The organism is Mycobacterium haemophilum DSM 44634, from assembly GCF_000340435.2.
GTDB lineage: Bacteria > Actinomycetota > Actinomycetes > Mycobacteriales > Mycobacteriaceae > Mycobacterium > Mycobacterium haemophilum.
This window is the reverse complement of sequence record NZ_CP011883.2, coordinates 1,859,183-1,873,972: the sequence shown is the minus strand read 5'-3', so window position 1 is coordinate 1,873,972 and position 14,790 is coordinate 1,859,183. Positions and strand designations below refer to the sequence as shown.

The following is a 14,790-nucleotide window of genomic DNA, read 5'->3' as shown; positions in this document are numbered from 1 at the left end:
TCCGCGCCAGCGACGATGCAGAGCGAAGCGATGAGGAGGAGCGGCGCAAATGATCGTTGATTTGCCCGACACCACCACCACGGCGGTCAATAAGAAACTCGACGAGCTCCGCGAAAGGATCGGCGCCGTCACGATGGGTCGAGTGCTTACGCTGATCATCGCGCCGGACAGCGACGCCGTGCTCGAGGAATCTATCGAAGCCGCCAATGGGGCCAGCCACGAGCATCCCAGCCGGATCATCGTCGCGATGAGAGGCAATCCGTACGCCGATAAAGCGCGCCTGGATGCGCAACTGCGGGTGGGCGCCGACACCGGCGCCGGGGAGGTGGTGGTGCTGCGACTGTCCGGACCTCTCTCCGGGCACGCCCACAGCGTCGTCATCCCGTTCCTGCTCCCCGACATCCCGGTGGTGGCCTGGTGGCCGGACATCGCCCCGGCGGTGCCCGCCCAAGACCCGCTGGGCAAGTTGGCAATTCGGCGGATCACCGACGCCACCAACGGTATCGACCCGCTGTCGGCCATCAAGAGCCGGCTACCCGGTTACACCGCCGGCGACACCGACCTGGCGTGGGCCCGAATCACCTATTGGCGCGCTCTGCTGACCTCCGCGGTCGACCTGCCACCCCACGAGCCGATCGAGTCGGCACTGGTTTCCGGCTTAAAGACCGAACCAGCGCTCGACGTTCTGGCCGGCTGGTTGGCCAGCCGGATCGCCGGACCGGTGCGCCGAGCAGTCGGCGATCTGAAAGTAGAGCTAGTACGCAATAGCGAAACCATCGTCTTAAGCCGACCCCAGACTGGGGTGACCGCCACCCTGAGCCGGACGGCGAAGCCAGACGCACTAGTTCCCTTGGCACGCAGGGAAACCGGCGAGTGCCTGGCCGAAGATCTGCGACGGCTGGATCCCGACGAGATCTACTTCGAAGCCCTCGAAGGCATTAAGAAGGTGCAGTACTTGTGAGCGCCAGCGTAGAGATCTTTCCAGACAGCGAGACCATGATCGGGGCCGCCGGCAAACGACTTGCCGACACCATCCGGTCCGCCGTTGCGGCCAGGGAAAGAGCACTGATCGTGCTGACCGGTGGCGGCAGCGGCATTGGACTGCTGCGGGATTTAGCCATACGTGGACGGCAGATCGACTGGTCTAGGGTGCACCTGTTCTGGGGCGACGAACGCTACGTCCCCGAAGACGACGACGAGCGCAACGAGAAGCAGGCACGTGTGGCGTTGCTCGACCACATCGCCATCCCGCCCAGCCAGGTGCACCCGATGCCCGCAGGCGGTGGTGAATTCGGCGACGATCTAGAAGCAGCGGCACTGGCTTACGAACAGCTGCTGGCCGCCAACGCCGCACCCGGTGATCCCACCCCGAATTTTGATGTGCACCTGCTGGGCATGGGACCCGAGGGCCACATCAACTCGCTGTTCCCCGATACCACAGCCGTGCGCGAGACCAGTCGTATGGTGGTCGGGGTCGGGGACTCTCCGAAACCGCCGCCAGAACGAATCACCTTGACACTTCCCGCTATTCAGCGTTCCCGCGAGGTCTGGCTGCTGGTGTCCGGGGCGGCGAAGGCCGACGCGGTGGCGGCCGCCATAGGTGGGGCTCCCCCTGCCTCGATACCGGCCGCCGGAGCTGTTGGGCTGGAGACCACGCTCTGGCTGCTAGACGAGCAAGCCGCAGCCAAGCTGCCTGGCTAGCGGCGTCATAATGGCCCTCATGGCAGACAGAACCGTGCGCAGTGGGCCCGAGCGACGGTGGATCAGGACTCTGCCCCAAGCCGCACTGAACGCCGACCGGACGGTTGGACAGGTCGAAGACGTCCTCGATGGGCTGGGCAAAACGCTGAACGAACTAAACAGCTCGCTGCCGCGGTTGAACGGCACGGTCGAACGCTTCGAGGGCACCGCGGTGTGCTAGACCGGCTGCGGAATCGGACCGTGCAGTAGCCTCGGCCGGCTATCGGCCGCTGTTACCCGCTGTTACGTAGCGCGCTGGCCAATCCGTTCATCGTCAAAAGGATGCCACGCTGCACCAGTTCGTCGTCGTCGCCTGAACGGTAGCGGCGCAACAGCTCCACCTGAAGGTGGTTTAGGGGTTCCAGATACGGGAAGCGGTTGAACACCGAGCGCGCCAGCGCCGGGTTGTCGGCAAGCAGATCGTCTTGACCCGTGATGAGTTTGTGCATGGCAATGGTTCGCTGGTGCTCGTCGACGATCTTGTCAAACACCCTGCGCCGCAAGGCTTCGTCGGCCACCAACTCGGCGTAGCGGGCCGCCAGGCCCAGGTCACTTTTGGCCAGTACCTGCGCCATGTTCGACAGCACACTGCGAAAGAACGGCCATCGCTGATACAGGTCGTGCAGTATTTCTGCCCGCTGTGATTCGCTTTCGGGTCCAGCCGCAATCCACTGCTGAAACGCCGAGCCGGTGCCATACCAGCCGGGCAGCATGACCCGCGACTGGCTCCACGCCAGCACCCACGGGATGGCACGCAGATCCGCGATCGACGCGGTGGGCTTGCGTGATGTCGGCCGGCTGCCAATGTTCAACGACCCGATCTCACTGACCGGCGTGGAAGCCTGGAAGTAATCAACGAAACCCGGTGTGCTGACTAATTCGGTGTAGGCGCGCCGCGCAAGGGTGGCCACCTCATCGAGTACGGCGTAAGCGGGTTCAGCCGCATCGCCAAGGCCTTCAACATCTAGTAGCGTCGATTCCAGGGTCGCGGCCACCAAGCTCTCCAGATTGCGTCGCGCCATCTGCGGTTCGGCGTACTTGGCGGCGATGACCTCGCCCTGCTCGGTGAGACGCAGCGAACCGTTCACCGCCCCCGGGGGTTGCGCCAGAATGGCTTGATAGCTGGGGCCGCCACCGCGTCCGACGGTGCCGCCGCGACCATGGAAGAGCCGCAACCGGATTCCGGTTTTGCGGGCCACGTCGACCAGGGCGAGCTCGGCGCGGTAGACCGCCCAGTTGGCGGTCAGATAGCCACCGTCTTTGTTGGAATCGGAGTAGCCGAGCATCACTTCCTGCCAGTCACCGCGAGCGGCCACCAGCGCTCGATATAGCGGAAGTTCGAGCATCGCGTGCAGAATGACCGCCCCGTTGTGCAGATCGTCGATCGTCTCGAACAGCGGCGAGATGCCCACTGGGCAGTACGGCTGCGGCCCGGAGGCGTCCCACAGACCCGCCTCCTTCAGCAGGATCGCGGCCTCCAAAACGTCCGACACCGACTGGCACATCGAGATGATGTAGTTAGACACCGCGGCCTGCCCATAGATCTTGACGGCGTGGGCGGCGGCCGCAAGGATAGCCAGCTCGCCGCGCGCCAGCTCGGACAATTGCGCGCGGTCCCCGACTAGCGGGCGGCGGATGCCGAGTTCGCCCGCCAGCAGCTCGACTCGTTGGTCTTCGGGCAACGAACGATAGTCCGGATGCACCCCGGCCCACGCCAACAACTCGGCGACCACCTGTTCGTGCACGTCGGAGTTTTGCCGCAGATCCAGGCCGCACAAGTGAAACCCGAAGACTCCGACGCCTTCCCGCAACAGTGCCAGCCGATCGTCGGCTAATAGTGCGGCGCCGTGCGTGCGCAGGGAGGCCTCGATGGTGTCCAGATCGGCCCGCAGTTCGGCTGGCACCGAATACGGTGGCAAACCCAGGTCAAGCTGGTCAGGTGGCTGCCGATCCAGGATGTCGGCGGCGGTCGCAGACAACCGACCGCGGATCACCCGCAATGCTCGCCGGTATGGCTCGTCGGCCCGGGCCGCGTCCTGACAGCCAGCGGCCAGCGCGGCCAGCTCGGGGGTGACGGTGATCAGTCGCGCCGACATCGACAGCTCCTGCTCGAGGTGCGTGAGTTCGGCCAAATAGTGCGCCACCGCGGTGTAGGCGGCGCTGCCGGTCGCGCGCCGCACCACGTCGGCGGTCACGTTCGGGTTTCCGTCCCGGTCACCGCCTATCCAGGAGCCGGGTTGCAGAAGTGGGTCGGAAAGCAGCTCGGCGTCGGGCCACCGAGCACGCAACGCGTTGCGCACCTCGGAATTCACCTGCGGGATCACCTGGAAAAGCGCGGCGGGGTAATACCGCAGCCCGACGTCGATCTCGTCGGTGATCTGCAGCCGCGACAACCGGATCAGCGCCGTCTGCCACAGCGTAAGAACTTGACGGCGCAATTCACGTTCAATGCTGCGGCCATCGTCGGTTTCGGTGTGTCCCTCCGCATGCAGCCGCATCAACTCGGTGATCCGGTGTTGGGTGACGAAGACGGTGCGCCGACGGGTCTCGGTGGGGTGCGCGGTGATCACCGGCGAGACCACAGCGCCCATCAGGGCATCTGCCACGGTGGCCGAATCCAGCTCTGCCAGATCAAGTTTCGCGTAGGTGGCCGCTAAGCTGCTGTCCTGTGGCGGCTCGCCAGCGTCGGCGTGGATGTGGCGCCGACGCTCCCGGTGGATATCTTCAGCAACGTTGGCCAGCAGTGCGAAATGGCTGAACGCCCGGATGATCGGGATGGCCAGGTGAATGTCGAGAGCAGAGAACATGCGCGCCAGCTCGGCCCGATCGATCTCAGAACGCCGCACCCGGAACGACTCCACCCGGGCTCGTTCGACGAGGTCGAATACCTCGTCGCCGTTCTGCTCCCGCACGGTGTCACCGAGGATGCTGCCCAATAGTCTGATGTCGGCACGCATTGGCTCGGTCGCCTCGCGACCGAGCCGAGTCCGCTGGACCGCGCCGATCGGTTCCAGCACGGCATCGGAAACCTCAACCATGCGTCTGGGTATCGACTTGGGCAGCCGCGCTACCGGTATTTGATGAGCAGGGCTACACCGATGATGGATACCAGCCAGATACCGGTGATGAACAGCGTCAACCGGTCCAGGTTCTTCTCCACCACCGTCGACCCGGACAGGCTGGATTGCACGCCACCGCCGAACAGCGTCGACAGGCCGCCACCCTTCGCACGGTGCAACAGCACCAGCAACACCACGAGGATGCTGGTGACCACCAGGGTGATCTGCAGGGCCAACTCCATGGCCGACAGACTACCGTCTCTAGGGGGTTTGAGCCTCGAGGGGTGTCATAACCCTCAGCGCATACCGCCCACCGCTTTGTCACAGTTGATCGTCACCACGGTGTCGCGGAGCGCAGAGACGAACCCGAGCACATTGCACGGGATGCTTAATTGCCCATCACGACCTATCAATGGGGATAACGGCGCTAGCAGGCCGGTGACGTACTATCTGCACAATCGCACATTACATTGGCGCACAACACAACTCGCTGCCCAAAGTGTAGCCGTTTGGCGTGATCCAGGCCGATCGCGCGCGGCGCCTGTCGAAGATCGCTACAACAGTCTTGCAGTCAGGGGGCTGGGCCGGCTGGCGGGGTGGTGCGGGCGTGATGATTTTGTCGGCGTTCGGTGGCGATGCGGTGGGCCCGGTCTTGCGCACGGGTACGGCGCCGTTTGGGCATCATCGCGGTCCGGTCGCCGCAATACTGTGGCAGCGGGTCGGCTTCGGGCGCCGGCATACCGCCAGTGGACCGACACAAACTCGGAAACAGCAGCGCACTGCCCGGGGTGGTCACATAGGTACACCCCGATGGTGAAGTCAAAATCAGCGTCCCGTCCGGCAACTGCTGCTCACGCCAGCCCCAGAACGTCTTCACCAGGTGATGAGTGCGGCAATAGCACTTCAAGTTCGACGCATGCGTCGGCCCGCCCGCAGCGTAGGGAATCGTATGATCCAGGTCGCAATCGATGGCCGGGCGATCACAGCCAGGCCAGCGACACGTCAAATCCCGACAACGCACAAAATCCGCCAACGCCGCCGAGGGCACATACCCCGGCTCAGGCGCCGCATCAGCCGGGTGAACCAACGCCACCAACCTGGCCGACTTGGCCAACTCCGCAACCACCTCAGGCGCGATAAGCCCATCAGCACCCACCTGGGAAGCCGGCGCCAAGCCACCACCGTCGATCGTGGCCTGCTCGGCAATCACATGAATCACCACCGACGTTGCCGCCCGCCGCTTACCGGCCACACAGTCGCGCCGCCCACACCGACACCCCAACCGATCAGCACCAGCCGCCAACGCCCCCACCGCATCAGCGCGACGCTGCTCACGACTACGCGGATCATGCTCACACACCGTGGCCGCCAACGCAGTCAACCGTGTATCGAGAGCCTGCGCATCCGGAGTCAACAAACTGCCATGAATCTCCGAGACCCCGTCGGCGCACTCCCCGATCCAGATCTCGCGGTCAACCCGCCGCTGCGTACGCCGCCGCACCGCATCCGCATCGGCCTTGGCCACGATCTTGTCGACCTGGCCAGCCAGCCGGCCCCGCGTCATCGACGGCCACCGCACCACCTTGACAGCCAACAGCCCATCCACCGCCGCCACCTTCGGCAACCGCTCCCGCATCGCCCGCGCATACCGCAACCGGCTCGCCGCCAACCCCTGACTGACCCGCAACGCCGCGGCCACCTCAGCAGCCACCGCCGCCATAGTGTCAATCGCCCACGCCTCGGTCTCCGCACAACGCGCCAACCGATAACCAAACAAATCACCAATCGCCACCAACTGCGCCGCCGCCGCCCGATTCTCCGCCCGCGACCATGAACAAATCCGATCCACCAACACCGCAGACTCCGACGTCATCGACGGATAACGTCGCTCGAACAGCTCATCAAACCGGGCCACCACCTGCTGATCGAACATACATTCGATCATGCCACAATCCACTCGCGTTATCCACAACGCATCCTGTTGTTGAGGAGTTAGGTGGTGTCATGTCGAAGTCAAGACGGTCGAAAGTGGCACCATCCGCCCCCACCAAGCCCTAGCCGACCACACCCCCAAACAGGCCTACCTCGACAACAAGAGCCCACAAAACCTGCCAACTTCTTGACTCAAGACAACAGCCGTCCGACACTGACACCGAAACCGCGACCCACCCCGGTCCTGACCCAGCGTGAGATCAATCGAATGACAGCCCCAAGGCTTCCTAGGAAAGGGGCCCCCCGGCGGCGATCGCCGCGAGAGTCGCGAATTGCTCCCCATCCAGCGACGCTCCGCCGACCAGGCCGCCATCGACGTCTTGCTGGGCGACGATATCGCCGATGTTTTTGGCGTTCACCGAGCCGCCGTACAGCACCCGAACGGTTTCGGCAATCCCCGATGAGGCTAGCGACGCCAACTCTTTTCGGATCGCCGCGCACACCTCTTGGGCGTCGGCCGCGCTGGCCACCCGCCCGGTGCCGATCGCCCAGACCGGTTCGTAGGCGATGACGACGTTGCCGATCTGTTTGGGCGACAGCCCGGCCAGCGAGCCGCGTAGCTGGTTCTGGCAGTGGCTGACGTGTTCGCCCGCCTCTCGGATCTCGAGGTGCTCACCGATGCACACGATCGGGGTCAGGCTGTTCTTGAGCGCCGCGGCCGTTTTCGCGGCCACCAGCGCGTCATCCTCGTCGTGGTAGGTGCGCCGCTCGGAGTGCCCCACCACCACGAAGCTGCAGCCCAGCTTGGCCAAGAAGGCCCCGCTGATGTCGCCGGTGTAGGCGCCCGGGTCATGTTGCGAAAGGTCCTGGGCGCCATAGGTCAACCGCAGCTTGTCGCCATCGACCAGGGTTTGCACGCTGCGCAGGTCAGTGAACGGCGGGAGGACTGTGACGTCAACCTTGTCGTAGTACTTGTCCGGCAATGAAAACGCGATCTTTTGCACCAGCGCGATCGCCTCGAAGTGATTGAGGTTCATCTTCCAGTTGCCGGCGATGAGCGGCTTGCGGCTCACGAGTCTCCGCCTCCCTTGCTTTGACCAGGCTGGGGCTCGCCAAGTACCTCGATCCCGGGTAGCGTCTTGCCTTCAAGGTATTCCAACGATGCGCCGCCGCCGGTGGAGATGTGCGAGACGCTGCCCTCAGGGAGGCCGAGCACCCGCATCGCGGCCGCGGAGTCGCCGCCGCCGACCACACTGAACGCGCCCTTGCCGGTCGCGGCAACGATCGCTTCAGCGACACCTCTGGTGCCCGCGGCGTACGCCGGGAATTCGAACACGCCCATCGGTCCGTTCCAGAAGATGGTCGAGGCGTTGGATAACAACGCAGCAAACCGCTTGACCGATCCCGGCCCGATATCCAGGCCCATCAATCCATCTGGGATAGCGTCGGCGGCGACGGTCTGCGGCGGCGAATCGGCGGCGAACTTCTCTGTCACCACAATGTCCATGGGCAGCCGAAGCACATCAGCGTAGGTGTCCAGCAGCCTACGGCAGGTCTCGATCATCTCGGTTTCCAACAGAGATCTGCCGACCGGAAATCCCTGTGCAGCAAGGAATGTGAAGCACATGCCTCCTCCGATTACGATGCTGTCAGCTTTTGTCGCCAGCGACTCGATGACGCCGAGCTTGTCGGATACCTTCGACCCGCCGAGCACCACTGCGTAGGGGCGTTTGGTCGAGCTGGTCAATTGCTCGAGCACCCTTATCTCGTCGGCGACCAGCGTGCCGGCGTAGTGCGGCAACAGCGTGGCGACGTCATACACCGAAGCCTGTCTGCGATGCACCACACCGAATCCGTCCGAAACGAAAGCGCCTCCCGGCCAGACCAACTCGGCCAGCTTCTTAGCCAGTGCAAGGCGCTGCGCGTCATCCTTACTGGTCTCGCGTGCATCGAAGCGAATATTATCCAGCAGCAGGATGTCGCCGTCGGTCAACCCCTCCGCACGGGCCAAGGCGTCACTGCCGACCACATCACCGGCCAACTGAACGTGCTGGCCCAGCTGCTCGCCGAGCGCCGCGGCGACCGGCGCCAACGACAGCTTTGGGTCTGGTCCTCCCTTGGGACGACCCAGGTGTGCGGCAACCACCACCTTGGCGCCGGCTTCGAGCAGCGCTTTCAAGGTAGGCACCGACGCGGTGACCCGACCGAGGTCGGTGATGGCGCCGTCATCATCTAGCGGGACATTCAGATCGCAGCGCACCAGCACGCCGCGACCCGAAACACCTTCCGCAAGAAGGTCTTTGAGATTAGGAATGTTCACGGCTAAAGCGACTTGCCGACCAGTGCAATCAGATCAACCAGACGGTTGGAGTAGCCCCACTCGTTGTCGTACCAAGACACCACCTTGGCCTGGTTGTCGATCACTTTGGTGAGGCCGGAGTCGAAGATCGAACTGTGTGGGTCGGTGACGATGTCGCTGGAGACGATCGGGGCATCGTAGTACTTCAGGATGCCTTTGAGCCGGCCCTCGGCGGCGGCCTTGAACGCTGCGTTGATCTCGTCGGCGCTGGCGGATTTGGACAAGTCGGCGGTCAGGTCGGTAACCGAGCCGGTGGGGATCGGCACCCGCAGCGCGTAGCCGTCAAGCTTGCCCTTGAGCTCGGGCATCACCAGGCCAATCGCCTTAGCCGCACCGGTGGAGGTCGGCACGATGTTCAGCGCGGCAGCGCGGGCGCGACGCAGGTCCGAGTGCGGACCATCCTGCAGGTTCTGGTCCTGGGTGTAGGCGTGGACGGTGGTCATTAAACCCTTGACGATGCCGAACTCGTCGTGCAGCACTTTAGCCAGCGGCGCAAGGCAGTTCGTCGTGCACGAGGCATTGGAGATGATGTTCTGACTGCCGTCGTACTTGTCGTCGTTGACCCCGAGCACGATGGTGATATCGGGATCGGTGGCAGGTGCCGAAATGATCACTTTCTTGGCGCCGGCTTCCAGGTGCCCTTTGGCCTTGGCCGCGTTGGTGAACAAGCCGGTCGATTCGACGACGACGTCGACGCCGAGGTCACGCCACGGCAGCGCCGTCGGACCTTCTCGGACCGCAAGCGCCTTGATTTTCGCGGGGCCGACCACGATCGTGTCCTCTCCCTCGAGGCTAACGTCGTGCGGCAGCCGGCCCAGGATGGAGTCGAATTTGAGCAGGTGCGCCAGCGTGCTGTTGTCGGTGATGTCGTTGACGGCGACCACCTGCACGTCGGCGATACCTTGCTCCTGCTGGGCCAATAAGGCCCGGTAGAAGTTGCGTCCGATTCGGCCGAAGCCGTTAATGCCCACGCGGACGGTCACTGCTCTCTCTCCCTTGTCGTCTTCACTCGGCTGATGAACCGCTCGCCGCCAGCCTAGATCAGTAGCAGCCAACCGCTACCGGGCTGGTTAGGGGTGAGCGGCGTTCTCGACGGTTAGCCCAAGTTATGGACAGCTTCTCCCCCAGGTTGCTGAAGTCGCTACCAAAACTTGACCGAGACTTGACCGAGCTACTGGCGCGTGCTTCCCCCGCTCAGGCGGCATGCGCTCCTACGATCGCCACCATCAACGACATTTGGTCATCTCACAGGTGATGGGAACAATGCGCGCGATAGTTCGATGTGTTCTTGTGGTGATCGGGATTGCGGCGGCGGTGGTCGCAGGACCGGTGGGTGCGAGCCTGGCGGCGGTGAACCAGTCGTCTGGCTTGGCCATCACGTCGGTTCTCCCGACGCGGGGCGCGGTGGTGGGCGTCGCGCACCCCGTAGTGGTGACGTTCGGCGCGCCCGTCACTAACCGGAAGGCGGCCGAACGTGCCATTGAAGTGCACTCGGCGCCCGCAATGACTGGCAAGTTCGACTGGCTTGACAGCACCGTTGTGCAGTGGGTCCCCGACCGCTACTGGCCAGCGCACAGCACGATCGCACTCTCGGTGGGCGGCCTGTCCACCAACTTCAAAACGGGTCCTGCCGTCGTCGGTGTTGCCGACATCTCGGATCACACGTTCACGGTGACGATCGACGGAGTCGAGGCGGAGACACCACCCCCACTGCCTACGCCCCACCACCGACCCCACTGGGGAGAAGAAGGGGTGATGCCGGCCTCCATGGGTAAGGCGGAATTCCCGACGCCTGCCGGCAACTACACCGTCATGTCCAAGAACCGCTCGGTGATTATGGATTCGAGCAGTGTCGGCATACCCGTCGACGATCCCGAGGGTTACCGGCTCTCGGTGGATTACGCCGTCCGTATCAGCAGCCGTGGCCTCTACGTCCATTCGGCTCCGTGGGCGGTGCAGTCAATGGGGTTTGATAACACCAGCCACGGTTGCATCAGCCTGAGCCCCGCCGACGCAGAGTGGTACTACGACACGGTTAACATTGGTGACCCGGTAATCGTGAAGGAATAACGGTCGTCAACCCGCTTTTGTCTAGGACGCGGTAACGGAAAGCTGATTAGAATTCGGCGCCATTGTCTGGGTGGATGATCTGCACAGGACGGGCAGTCGTTCAAGCACGTAGTGAACTGGATTTGCGGTTTTCTGTTGCAGCGTCGATAGCTGCGCAGCACCCGTAATCGGGTGTAGTCGCCGATCGCAGCGAATCGGTAGCACGTGTTTCTCGTGGCATTCCACCGATCGTCATGCCGCTTGCGGCTGGCGGCGCCGGTTGGCCGCTTCGGAGCGGCCCAACCGGATCTTTGAGACGGTCAAAGCGGTGGTAGCCGTGACCGGAGTTCTAGCCGCTAAGACGCGTCGGGCCTTGGATTCCACGGTGCTTGAGGACGCAGTGGCCCCCCAGGACGCCATGACCCAGCTGATCGGCGCGATCCGGCGGGTGCGCCGCGAGGTGCCGGGAGCGGCCGTCGGGCTGAAATTGCTTGCTGAAGAACCGCATTCGCTGACCGCCCTGGCTGACGCTGCCTAAGGATCCGGCGAATTCCGCGCCGAACTGGCCGCCCGCGGGCATACCGACCGGGTCGATCCCCCACAGGCTCGCCGCCCGTTCGACGGCGGGTTCGGCGTCGACGATTTCACCGTCAACCACCACAAGCGCACCGCGACATCGCAAATGAAACTCATCCTATCGGTCGCGCGACGGCATGTGCAATGAAATCTGTTGATACACGGCATGATTCGCGATGATAGGAGCGCACACCTTGAGCCGAGACTGGAAAATTCGTGCACACCCCGCCCGACGACCGCGCAACACTAACACCCGAATCCGCGGCACCAGTGCGCACTAGCTTGTGAAAAGTCGGGTGAGAAGACCCTTCCCGACGATGTCGACGTGGGTAGCCGTCCGAGGTCTGGCGCGGCCGGCGAGTCGGAACTACCTGACCGGTGGTGCTGCCTCCCCACAACACGGAAGCGGCTCGGCAGCCGCAGCATCCGCCGGAGCAGGCGCAGCCACCGGCGCCGCTGCAGGAGGTGCCTCGACGCTGGCGGGCGGACCGGGCAGCACCACGAAACCAGACAAAGCCGCCTGCGGCGGAGCAGTCGGCCTGCCCTTACCCGCCAAAATCCCACTCCCCAAAGCCGCCGGATCCTCAGCGAGCAGCGGTCCCATCGCCGGAGCCCCAGCCGGCACCACCGGAGGAAACCCGCCAGGCGGCACCACCGGAGGAAACCCACCAGGCGGTACCACTGGGGGGAACCCACCAGGAGGTACCACTGGGGGGAACCCACCCGGCACCAGCGGTACAGGAGGCACGGCCCCTGCTACCGGACCAGGCAGGACCGCCGGAACGGCTGCCGGTGCAGCACCCAGGCCGGACATCTGCTCAATGCAAGTGGGGCCGCCCGTTGGCATTGGCAGCGGTGCAGCTGCTGCGCCGGGACTGAACGCCAACGCAGCCCCGCACAACCCGGCGCTGACAAGTATTGCGGTGTTGAATCGATCAAAGATCTTCAACGCTAACTCCCTTATTTGTGTCCCTTTTTCGTACTCAAGATGTCTCCGCCAATCGGGCCACCAGCACCGTATCGCTTGTCCCGAAACCTTGCCTAGGTAGACGATGAATTGGTTGTCGAACCGATGTAGAACAATTGCAGAACCGATGTGGGATACGAACCACGCCGTGACCGTGTCTTTTCCAAATGATGACCGATGGCGTGGTTTGACGTGCCCAACCGTGGGCCCAACCTTGACCAACTGCCGTCGTCATCACCTACCGGAAGCGCTGTGTTGAGTTGTGACGTGGACGGGGAACTCGTCACCGGGCTCAGGCCACGGCTGGCGGGTCAGCATGTCCGCGACCTCGACGTAGCCCGCCTCGATCACCCCGATCTTGGCGTCGAGGATGCGGTACCACTGCTTTTGGATATGGATCGGTTGGCCTTCGAGGACGATGACACGAACGTCACCTTCGTCGAAGCTGCACCGCCGCTGCACCGCAGCCAGCAGCTGCTCGTTGTGCAGGTGACCTTCACCGAAATTCCAGCCGACAAGCGGCCCTGCAACTATCTCGCCCTCGCGAACGCGGTAGTCGGCTTCGTTGTCTATTGCCCGGGACAGCAGCCCGTTGAGCGCCCGGCCATGCGTGTGCATCGCCCGGAACGCCGCCACCTTGTCCGACATCACTTCGGCCGTCGCCGCCCCGTACAGCTTGGCCAGCTGATTGGCAACGAGCGCAGAGCTTTTGACGATATTCTCCTCTAGCCTTTCTTCGGCACCAGCGCGGAAGCACCACAAACTGGTGGCCCAGTTGCCGGCGTAGTAGCGCATGGCGGGCAGGAACGAAATCTTTTCCGGGAATAGGTTCCCCGCGATCACGACGGCCACCGCGGCGATCACGAGGGCCAGCAGCAGCGGTGATCGAAGGTCGGTGGCACGAATGGAGCCATAGTGCCCGAAGAGATAGAACAGCGAAAAGATAAAGAACACGTTCCACTCCAATGGAACTCCCATCGGGAGGTTGGACAGGATGTTGAGGTGGAAGACCACCATGAACCCGATAAGGAACCATCGCCACGGTTCACCACCGGCGACCAGGACCAGAATCCCCGGAACCAGAAATTCTGCAGTGGTGCCGCCGACATGGGCCATCAACTTCGGTAACCGGGAGGGGCGCAGGTCGTTGACCGGGTCGATATAGAGCATGTGCTTGATCGGGTTGAACAGCTGGCTTCGCAGCAGCGCATTGTTGCTCGTCATCACTGCGACCACGTACGGGAAGTGGTGATTCACCTTCGAAGTCGCCGCTCCCCACCACAACGCAAGCATGATGAGCTTGAAAGCTGCGATCTGGTCGGTGAATGGGAAGAAGAACACGAACAGTTTCAGCCAATAGTGCTCTCCGCGGGCGGCCAGGAAGATGGTTTTGTCGCGCAGACCCAACAGCACCAACGCAACAATGGTCGGCGCCACCAGAACGGGGTTGATCAAGCCGACGTCGCCTGCAGCGGTGAGACGGGGCCCGCCTTGACCGGGTGAGCCGGGTGACAACAGTGCCCACGTTCCGCCGAGCAACACGATGACATAGAGCACGACGTCGGCACTGGTACGAGTATCACCGCTGGTGAGTGGAACCTTGCCCGGCCAGGCCGGAAGCCGAATTGTTTTGGGCCGCAACCAATAAAGGAAACCGCCGATCGGTGGCATGAACCGCCCGGTCAGCGGGCCGGATCCGCAACCGAGGCCTAAGACCTCGAATAGCAACGTGAAGACGATGACTTTCTGGTACACGATCGGCTGCATCCACCAGTCACCGATGTGGCCCAGGCCACCCAGGCCCGGGGTATGCGAGATGATCACGGCGGGGGCGGCTATATACACCGCGATCTTGAGCAGGTACAACAGGTACACGGCGTAGGGAGTTCCGAAGCCGTGTTCGACCCAGTGTCGGGTCACAACCTGCAGTCGCAGTGCCCGTGGCTCGGTCTGCCAGGTGTCGCGATCGACGTCCGGGAGTTCCGGTGTGATGAATCCCATGGCGGCCTCGTTCTACGTGTCCAACCAGTTGGCGAATTCAATGTATCGGTATCACACCACCGGCGTCTCCCCCTCACCCGGATCCGGGCACCGGGATCACGGGCCGC

General features: G+C 63.5%; 11 protein-coding genes and 2 pseudogenes. 5 read left to right on the top strand and 8 right to left on the bottom strand.

The window, feature by feature from the left end:
• Nucleotides 1-49 precede the first annotated feature (49 nt).
• The 3 genes and pseudogenes from opcA to B586_RS08990 all read left to right on the top strand — a co-directional run.
• On the top strand, nucleotides 50-961 hold the full coding sequence (opcA, locus tag B586_RS09000; protein ID WP_047313830.1) for a glucose-6-phosphate dehydrogenase assembly protein OpcA: 912 nt from the start codon (nucleotides 50-52) through the stop codon (nucleotides 959-961).
• Nucleotides 958-1,701 (top strand): 6-phosphogluconolactonase, encoded by a 744-nt coding sequence (gene pgl, locus B586_RS08995; protein ID WP_054880142.1) that lies wholly within the window; start codon nucleotides 958-960, stop codon nucleotides 1,699-1,701. The genes opcA and pgl overlap by 4 nt, the downstream gene beginning before the upstream one ends.
• 10 nt (nucleotides 1,702-1,711) lie before the next feature.
• Nucleotides 1,712-1,903: pseudogene (locus B586_RS08990) on the top strand (ATPase); the annotation flags it as partial.
• Nucleotides 1,904-1,973: 70 nt separating this feature from the next.
• On the opposite strand, the gene ppc reads toward B586_RS08990, so the two are convergent.
• From ppc to gap, 6 genes are all read right to left on the bottom strand, one after another.
• On the bottom strand, nucleotides 1,974-4,778 hold the full coding sequence (ppc, locus tag B586_RS08985; RefSeq protein ID WP_054880143.1) for a phosphoenolpyruvate carboxylase: 2,805 nt from the start codon (nucleotides 4,776-4,778) through the stop codon (nucleotides 1,974-1,976).
• A gap of 29 nt (nucleotides 4,779-4,807) precedes the next feature.
• Nucleotides 4,808-5,041, bottom strand: a complete 234-nt coding sequence (gene secG, locus B586_RS08980) for a preprotein translocase subunit SecG (protein ID WP_047313827.1) — start codon at nucleotides 5,039-5,041, stop codon at nucleotides 4,808-4,810.
• A 329-nt stretch (nucleotides 5,042-5,370) separates the two neighbouring features.
• Complete coding sequence (locus B586_RS08975) at nucleotides 5,371-6,732, bottom strand: HNH endonuclease signature motif containing protein (protein ID WP_054880144.1); 1,362 nt, start codon at nucleotides 6,730-6,732, stop codon at nucleotides 5,371-5,373.
• 286 nt (nucleotides 6,733-7,018) lie between these two features.
• The gene (gene tpiA / locus B586_RS08970) at nucleotides 7,019-7,804 is read right to left on the bottom strand and encodes a triose-phosphate isomerase (protein ID WP_054880145.1); all 786 of its coding nucleotides are present in this window, start codon (nucleotides 7,802-7,804) and stop codon (nucleotides 7,019-7,021) included.
• A complete protein-coding gene (locus B586_RS08965) occupies nucleotides 7,801-9,051 on the bottom strand; it encodes a phosphoglycerate kinase (protein WP_047316256.1) in 1,251 nt (416 codons plus the stop codon). The genes tpiA and B586_RS08965 overlap by 4 nt, the downstream gene beginning before the upstream one ends.
• A 2-nt stretch (nucleotides 9,052-9,053) precedes the next feature.
• Entirely contained in the window at nucleotides 9,054-10,073 is a 1,020-nt protein-coding gene (gene gap / locus B586_RS08960; protein WP_047316257.1) for a type I glyceraldehyde-3-phosphate dehydrogenase, read from the bottom strand.
• 280 nt (nucleotides 10,074-10,353) lie between these two features.
• On the opposite strand from gap, the gene B586_RS08955 reads away from it, so the two are divergent.
• Complete coding sequence (locus tag B586_RS08955; RefSeq protein ID WP_211141598.1) at nucleotides 10,354-11,160, top strand: L,D-transpeptidase; 807 nt, start codon at nucleotides 10,354-10,356, stop codon at nucleotides 11,158-11,160.
• 202 nt (nucleotides 11,161-11,362) lie between these two features.
• Nucleotides 11,363-11,611, top strand: a pseudogene (locus tag B586_RS08950) (IS5/IS1182 family transposase); the annotation flags it as partial.
• Nucleotides 11,612-12,082: 471 nt separating this feature from the next.
• On the opposite strand, the gene B586_RS20050 reads toward B586_RS08950, so the two are convergent.
• Both B586_RS20050 and B586_RS08945 read right to left on the bottom strand, forming a co-directional pair.
• Nucleotides 12,083-12,664, bottom strand: a complete 582-nt coding sequence (locus B586_RS20050) for a hypothetical protein (protein WP_082607569.1) — start codon at nucleotides 12,662-12,664, stop codon at nucleotides 12,083-12,085.
• 252 nt (nucleotides 12,665-12,916) lie between these two features.
• Entirely contained in the window at nucleotides 12,917-14,683 is a 1,767-nt protein-coding gene (locus B586_RS08945) for a DUF3556 domain-containing protein (protein WP_054880147.1), read from the bottom strand.
• Between the last annotated feature and the right edge of the window lie 107 nt (nucleotides 14,684-14,790).

Coding starts and splice junctions, on each gene's coding strand:
- opcA (WP_047313830.1), top strand. CDS start 50: ATGATCGTTGATTTGCCCGACACCACCACCACGGCGGTCAATAAGAAA.
- ppc (WP_054880143.1), bottom strand. CDS start 4,778: ATGGTTGAGGTTTCCGATGCCGTGCTGGAACCGATCGGCGCGGTCCAG.
- secG (WP_047313827.1), bottom strand. CDS start 5,041: ATGGAGTTGGCCCTGCAGATCACCCTGGTGGTCACCAGCATCCTCGTG.
- B586_RS08975 (WP_054880144.1), bottom strand. CDS start 6,732: ATGTTCGATCAGCAGGTGGTGGCCCGGTTTGATGAGCTGTTCGAGCGA.
- B586_RS08955 (WP_211141598.1), top strand. CDS start 10,354: ATGCGCGCGATAGTTCGATGTGTTCTTGTGGTGATCGGGATTGCGGCG.
- B586_RS08945 (WP_054880147.1), bottom strand. CDS start 14,683: ATGGGATTCATCACACCGGAACTCCCGGACGTCGATCGCGACACCTGG.